The 6,821-nt window shown below is 65.2% G+C and carries 6 protein-coding genes; 5 read left to right on the top strand and 1 reads right to left on the bottom strand.

The features are described 5' to 3' along the window. The first annotated feature begins 63 nt into the window (after window positions 1-63). The 3 genes from VG320_RS04520 to VG320_RS04530 all read left to right on the top strand — a co-directional run bounded on the left by VG320_RS04520 (window position 64) and on the right by VG320_RS04530 (window position 2,224). Window positions 64-624, top strand: coding sequence for a carboxypeptidase regulatory-like domain-containing protein (locus VG320_RS04520; RefSeq protein WP_414695967.1), 561 nt, complete (start codon window positions 64-66; stop codon window positions 622-624). A gap of 445 nt (window positions 625-1,069) precedes the next feature. Next, window positions 1,070-1,435 (top strand): DUF427 domain-containing protein, encoded by a 366-nt coding sequence (locus VG320_RS04525; RefSeq protein WP_327198949.1) that lies wholly within the window; start codon window positions 1,070-1,072, stop codon window positions 1,433-1,435. Window positions 1,436-1,465: 30 nt separating this feature from the next. Continuing rightward, on the top strand, window positions 1,466-2,224 hold the full coding sequence (locus VG320_RS04530) for a CoxG family protein (RefSeq protein ID WP_327198950.1): 759 nt from the start codon (window positions 1,466-1,468) through the stop codon (window positions 2,222-2,224). A gap of 15 nt (window positions 2,225-2,239) precedes the next feature. Here VG320_RS04530 and VG320_RS04535 read toward each other — a convergent pair whose 3' ends face one another. Next, window positions 2,240-2,890, bottom strand: a complete 651-nt coding sequence (locus tag VG320_RS04535) for a TetR family transcriptional regulator (protein ID WP_327198951.1) — start codon at window positions 2,888-2,890, stop codon at window positions 2,240-2,242. Between the two features lie 429 nt (window positions 2,891-3,319). Here VG320_RS04535 and VG320_RS04540 point away from each other — a divergent pair, with 429 nt between their 5' ends. Both VG320_RS04540 and VG320_RS04545 read left to right on the top strand, forming a co-directional pair. Continuing rightward, window positions 3,320-4,594, top strand: coding sequence for an efflux RND transporter periplasmic adaptor subunit (locus VG320_RS04540; protein WP_327198952.1), 1,275 nt, complete (start codon window positions 3,320-3,322; stop codon window positions 4,592-4,594). Between the two features lie 15 nt (window positions 4,595-4,609). Next, window positions 4,610-6,821 (top strand): efflux RND transporter permease subunit (locus VG320_RS04545; protein ID WP_327198953.1); only part of this gene is annotated, 2,212 nt, incomplete at its 3' end.

Raw genomic sequence — 6,821 nt, forward strand, 5'->3', positions numbered from 1 at the left:
CGGTGATGGGCATGGGCTTTGCTGCATCTGGCAAACCGGCAACCTGTTTGAGGAGCAGCCACGATGAAGATGTTTCGAAACACACGTCCCGTCCTTTCGGCCGCCGCCATGGCGACCACCCTGGCGATCGGTGCAGTCGGCTTTGTGGGCAGTGCCAGTCTCGCGTTTGCGCAGCAGGCCATGCCGCCAGGCGGCAACGCCGGCACCGACAACATGAACGGCACCCAGGGCAACGCCACGGTCGGCGGTTCGACCAGCGACGATTCCAGCGCCGGCAATACCAATGGCGGCGGCATGCCGCAAGTGCAGCAACAGGGCGACGTCTCGTACGTCTCCGGCGGCGTCGGCCAGGACGAGTCGAAGGCCCTGCAGGCGGCAGCGCACTCGTGGCCGCTTTCGCTGCGCTTTACCGGCCGCAAGGCCGAGTTCCTCGCCGACGTCCACGTGCAGATCACCGACGCGCACGGCGCGAACGTGCTCGACGCGACTTCGCGCGGGCCGTACATGCTCGTGCGAGTGCGTCCGGGCCGCTACACCGTGCACGTGAGCCATGCGGGCGTCGATAAGACCAGCGCGGTGACGGTGGGTTCGAACGGCAGCGCGCGCGCATCATTCATCTGGTGATTCGTGCGAGCGGGTGCAAAACGGGGGAGAGGGCGGTGACGCCGCGCTTAACCCCGTGTTCAGGCGCTCAACCGTCTGTTAGCGCACATTCGCGTGCAACCGGGCCGGCCCCCGTGGCCGGCTAGCATCGAAGTCGCGCAAGCCGCCGCAGTTTGGTCGATAATGAAGCCACGGGTCTGCCGTGGCTTTCCGGCTTTGTCGAGGGTTGTCGATCTAAACCGCGTTGCGCGCCGGGTCTTACGACGGGTGTCACGCGCGCGGGCGACAATGCCCGGCTAGGCGATCCGTCAGGGAGCAGCGAACAGCAAGCCAGTCGCCCGTAGCGGCGAGGGCTGCAAACATCGGCCAGGACCGGCGCCGCGCCGGCATCCCGGCACACCAGCGGCGATGCGCCAGCCTCGGGCCTCCATGGCTCAACGCGGCGCACATCGATCAGGAGCGGACCATGACGGGCGAACCGGATGCCGGCCATCGCATCGACATCATCGTGAACCGTCATCGCGTGCGCGTGATCCACGGCGGCATCACGATCGCCGACACGCTCGCGGCGCTCACCGTCTGCGAAACCGGTTACCCCGACGTCTTCTATTTCCCGCGCGCCGACGTCAACATGGCGCGCCTCGAACGCTCGGAACGCTCTGCGTCGTGCCCGCACAAAGGCAGCGCAGCGTATTTCCATCTGCGCACCGAAGACGGCCGTATCGAAGACGCGGCGTGGAGCTATGAAGCGCCGCATGAAACCGTGCGCAGCATCGGCGGCTATCTGGCGTTCGACGCAGATCGCGTGGACCGCATCGACCAGACGTCCTGATCTTCTCGCACCGCTTATCGGGGACCCGCCATGGAACTGAACGACGCGTTGAGGATTCCGCTCGAGCCGTCTGCTGTCTGGCAGGCGTTGCAGGACGCGGCGCTCGTGCGCGCGAGCCTGGAGCACTGCGAGTCGTTCCGTCGACTCGGCCCCGGCGAGTACGCCATCACGCTCACCGTGCCGCTCGGGCCACTGCGCGCGCGCTACGAAGTGCGCGCTCACATCGCCAGCGATGTTGCCGAGGTGCCGCTCAAGCCGCGCCGCGTGCTGAGCTTTCGCGCGCGCGCCGATGGCATTGGCTCGCTGCGCGGGCAGATTGATGTGGCGCTAAGGGAGGAGGAGCGGGCGTCGGCGGTTTCGGCGGTGTTGCCCGCCACGGCCGAGCGCGGTTTGAGCACGCGCATCGATTATTCGGTGTGGGCGACGCTGACCGGGCCGCTGGGCGAATTGCCGCCGCGCCAGATCGAACACGCGCTGCACGAGCTGGCCGATGAGTTCTTCACGGAGTTCTGCGCGGTGGTGGCCGCCAAGCACGGCCGTGCGCCCAATCGCGTACGCGGAAAGGAGCCGCGCCGTCAGCATGTGTTCCTGCGGCCGATCAATCTCGCGGCGGTCGCGCGGCGTGCGCATCTGCTGCCGCAGCACGCGGGCGGCACGCTGTCGGGCCGCGCGGCGGGCACGCTGCGCCACGAACCCACGCCGCATGCGATGCCGGGCTGGGCCTGGGCCGCGATGATCGTGTTCGTGGCGATCCTCTTCTACGTCGCGCGGCGCTTCGCCGAAAGCTGACGACCTTCCAGCTGGTCAGTTTTCCTCTGCCGGGCCTACCCGCAACGCCGGGCTATGACGCAGCGCGTCGAGCATCGCCTCGACGTGACGCTGCGCGTGCTTCGCCACATCGAATTGATCCGGCAGGATCGCCATGTCGTGCAGCGCACCGGTAATGAACGAGTGCAGCACGCGCGCCGCGCGCCCGGCATCGAGATCGGCGGGCAACTGGCCTTTCGACATCGCGTTGCGCAAGCCTTCCTCGATGCGCATCAGCCCCTCGCGCATATTGTCCTGATGGCGCGCCATCACGGGCCCCATCTCTTCGACGAACTCGCACTTCAGAAACAGGATTTCGAACACCCGCCGACGCCGCGCGTCGGAGGCGGTGTCCTGCAGGCACAGCGTGCAGAGGTCCTTGATGCGCCCGAGCGGGTCGGGCTCGCCGGGATCGACGGAAGCGGCCTTGAGCTCGTCGAGCGGCAGGATCACGCGATCGAACATCGCCGTGAACAGGTCGCCCTTGTTCTCGAAATGCCAGTAGATTGCGCCACGCGTGACGCCGGCCGCCTGGGCGATATCGGCCAGCGAGCTGCGTGAGACGCCCTTCTCGGAGAAGACGTGTTCGGCGGCGTCGAGAATGCGGTTGCGCGTCTCCAGCGCTTCCTCTTTCGTACGTCGGGCCATGGTGGTTTAGCGCCTTTCAGGCGGATGAGTGGGGTGGCCAGGCATCTGGGGGTCCGACGAGCAAAGTATTGATTTGTAATATGGATGTCATGCGCGGAATCTTCTTCAAGCGCGCTTCAGGGGGTTGAAGCGTTCTTAAACATTCATTCGCGAATGTATCTATAATACCACCCCACCACCTGGATACCTCGAGAAGTGATGTCCGGTTAATATCCGTCACTGGCCAAGCGGTCGTAGAAACCCCAATGCGCGACGCCCCTGCGGTGGCGCGCGAATAAAGCCCGGATGGATGTTGCTGACCGGTATCGCGCCTTTCCTGAAGTACCGGGTTATCCGTCAGGTATTGCCAGATGCTGGCGTGCGCAGTCGTCCTCCTTCCTTGAGGACGCCGCACGCTTTTAATTGTCAGTTATAGACAGAGGTCGCTCCATGCGCGTCGAACGGGTTCCATTCCGCCTAATCAGCTTCGCGACGGCTGCCGTAGTGCTCGCAGCGTGCGGGCAAAAGCAGTCGGCGCCGCCGCCGCAAACTCCCGAAGTGGGTGTCGTCACGATCCAGCCGAGCAGTGTGCCGGTCGTCAGCGAACTGCCGGGCCGCACCAACGCCTTCCTCGTTGCGCAGGTGCGCGCACGGGTCGACGGCATCGTGCTGCGCCGCGAGTTCACCGAAGGCTCGGTCGTGAAGGCCGGTCAGCGCCTGTACAAGATCGATCCGGCGCCGTACATCGCCACGCTCAATAACGCCAAGGCGACGCTTGCCAAGGCGAAGGCCAACCTCGTCACGCAGAACGCCCTCGTGGCGCGCTACAAGGTGCTGGTGTCGGCCAATGCGGTGAGCAAGCAGGACTACGACAACGCCGTGTCCGCGCAAGGCCAGGCGCAAGCCGACGTCGACGCCGGCAAGGCCGCGGTCGATACCGCCCAGATCAACCTGGGCTACACCGACGTGCTCTCGCCGATCACCGGCAAGGTCGGCATCTCGCAGGTCACGCCTGGCGCCTACGTGCAGGCGAGCGCCGCGACGCTGCTCTCGACCGTGCAGCAGATGGACCCGATGTACGTCGACCTCACGCAGTCGAGCCTCGACGGCCTGAAGCTGCGCCGCGAGATCGAAGAAGGGCGCCTCAAGACCAACGGCCCCGACGCCGCCAAGGTCTCGCTCGTGCTCGAAGACGGCCGTACCTATTCGCAGCAGGGCAAGCTCCAGTTCACCGACGTCACGGTCGACCAGACCACTGGCTCGGTGACGATCCGCGCGCTGTTCCCGAACCCGGATCACGTGCTGCTGCCGGGTATGTTCGTGCGCGCGCGTCTGGACGAAGGCACCAACGATCACGCCTTCCTCGTGCCGCAAGTGGGCGTCCAGCACGACCAGAAGGGCCAGGCGACGGTGCTCGTCGTCAACCAGGCGAACAAGGTCGAGCTGCATCCGGTCGTCACGTCCGGCTCGCAAGGCCAGGACTGGATCGTCGAAAGCGGCCTGAACGCGGGCGACCGCGTGATCGTGCAAGGCACCGAAAAGGTCAAGCCGGGCGCGCAGGTCAAGGCCGTGGACGCGCATCTGCCGCCGCCGCCCCCGCCGGGCGCACCTTCGGCGGATATGGCGACGGCTTCGGGCTACGCGAACGCAGGCGCGGCATCGGGCGCATCCGGCGCATCGGCTGCCCCCGCGGCATCCGCACCCGCCGCCTCCGCTGCGCAATAACAGGGAGCCTGTTTCATGGCAAAGTTCTTTATCGATCGCCCGATTTTCGCGTGGGTGATCGCCATCATTCTGATGCTGGCGGGTGTGGCGTCGGTGTTCACGCTGCCGGTCGCGCAGTATCCGACCATCGCGCCGCCGTCGATCCAGATCAGCGCGACCTACCCGGGCGCGTCGGCGAAGACGGTGGAAGACACGGTCACCCAGGTGATCGAACAGCAGATGAGCGGTCTCGACCATCTGTTGTATCTGTCGTCCACGTCCGATGACTCGGGCACGGCCACCATTACGCTGACCTTCGCCGCGGGTACCAACCCGGACATCGCGCAGGTGCAGGTGCAGAACAAGCTGCAGCTCGCCACGCCGATTCTGCCGCAGGTGGTGCAGCAGCTCGGCATCAAGGTCACGAAATCGAGCAGCAGCTTCCTGCTGGTGCTGGCGTTCGTGTCCGAAGACGGCAGCATGACCAAGTACGACCTCGCGAACTACGTGGCGTCGAACATCGAAGATCCGGTCAGCCGTATCGACGGTGTGGGTACGGTCACGCTGTTCGGCTCGCAGTACGCGATGCGCGTGTGGCTCGATCCGAACAAGCTCACCAACTTCAGCCTCACGCCAAGCGACGTGACGGCCGCGATCACCGCGCAGAACGTGCAGATCGCGGGCGGTCAGCTGGGTGGCACGCCGTCGGTGGCGGGGCAGTCGTTCCAGGCGACCATCACCGAATCGACGCTGCTGCACACGCCTGAAGAGTTCGGCAACATCCTGCTGAAGGTGAATCAGGACGGCTCGCAGGTGCGCCTGAAGGACGTGGCGCGTATCGGTCTGGGTGGCGAAAACTACAACTTCGACACCAAGTACAACGGTGCGCCGACGGCCGGTCTGGGTATTCAGCTCGCAACGGGTGCCAACGCGCTGCAGACCGCGAAGCTGGTGCGCCAGAAGATCGACGATCTGTCGAAGTACTTCCCGCACGGTCTTGTCGTGAAGTACCCGTATGACACGACGCCGTTCGTGCGCCTGTCGATCGAGGAAGTGATCAAGACGCTGCTGGAAGGCATCGTGCTGGTGTTCCTCGTGATGTACCTGTTCCTGCAGAACCTGCGCGCGACGTTGATTCCGACGATCGCGGTGCCGGTGGTGCTGCTGGGTACGTTCGCGATCATGGCGGCGGTGGGCTTCTCCATCAATACGCTGTCGATGTTCGGCCTCGTGCTCGCCATCGGCCTGCTGGTGGACGATGCGATCGTGGTGGTGGAAAACGTCGAGCGGGTGATGGTGGAGGAGGGCCTCGGGCCCAAGGAAGCCACCCGCAAGGCCATGGGCCAGATCACCGGCGCACTGGTGGGCGTGGCGCTGGTGCTGTCGGCGGTGTTCGTGCCGGTGGCGTTCTCCGGCGGTTCGGTCGGCGCCATCTATCGTCAGTTCTCGCTGACGATCGTGGCGGCGATGGTGCTGTCCGTGCTCGTCGCGCTGATTCTGACGCCGGCGCTGTGCGCGACCATCCTCAAGCCGATCCCGAAGGGCCACCACGAAGAGAAGAAGGGCTTCTTCGGCTGGTTCAACCGCACGTTCGACAAGAGCCGCGACAAGTATCACAGCGGCGTGCACCACGTCATCAAGCGCTCGGGCCGCTGGCTCATCATCTATCTGGCCGTGATCGTCGCGGTGGGCTTCCTGTTCGTGCGCCTGCCCAAGTCGTTCCTGCCCGATGAGGACCAGGGCACGATGTTCGTGATCGTGCAGACGCCTTCGGGCTCGACCCAGGAAACCACGGCGCGCACGCTGGCCAACATCCAGAACTATCTGCTCAACGACGAGAAGGCGATCGTCGAGTCGACGTTCACGGTGAACGGCTTCAGCTTCGCTGGCCGCGGCCAGAACTCGGGTCTCGTGTTCGTGCGCCTGAAGGACTACAAGGAGCGTCAGCACGCGGACCAGAAGGTCCAGGCGCTGGTGGGCCGTGTGTTCGGTCACTACGCGAACTACAAGGACGCGATGGTGATTCCGGTGAATCCGCCGTCGATTCCTGAACTCGGCACGGCGTCGGGCTTCGACTTCGAGCTGCAGGATCGCGGTGGCGTTGGCCACGAAAAGCTGATGGAAGCGCGCAACATGCTGCTCGGCATGGCCGCGAAAGACCCGATGCTGGCGCAGGTGCGTCCGAACGGTCTGAACGACACGCCGCAGTTCAACGTGACGATCGACCATGAGAAGGCTTCCGCGTTGG

This window comes from Paraburkholderia sp., assembly GCF_035948235.1.
GTDB lineage: Bacteria > Pseudomonadota > Gammaproteobacteria > Burkholderiales > Burkholderiaceae > Paraburkholderia.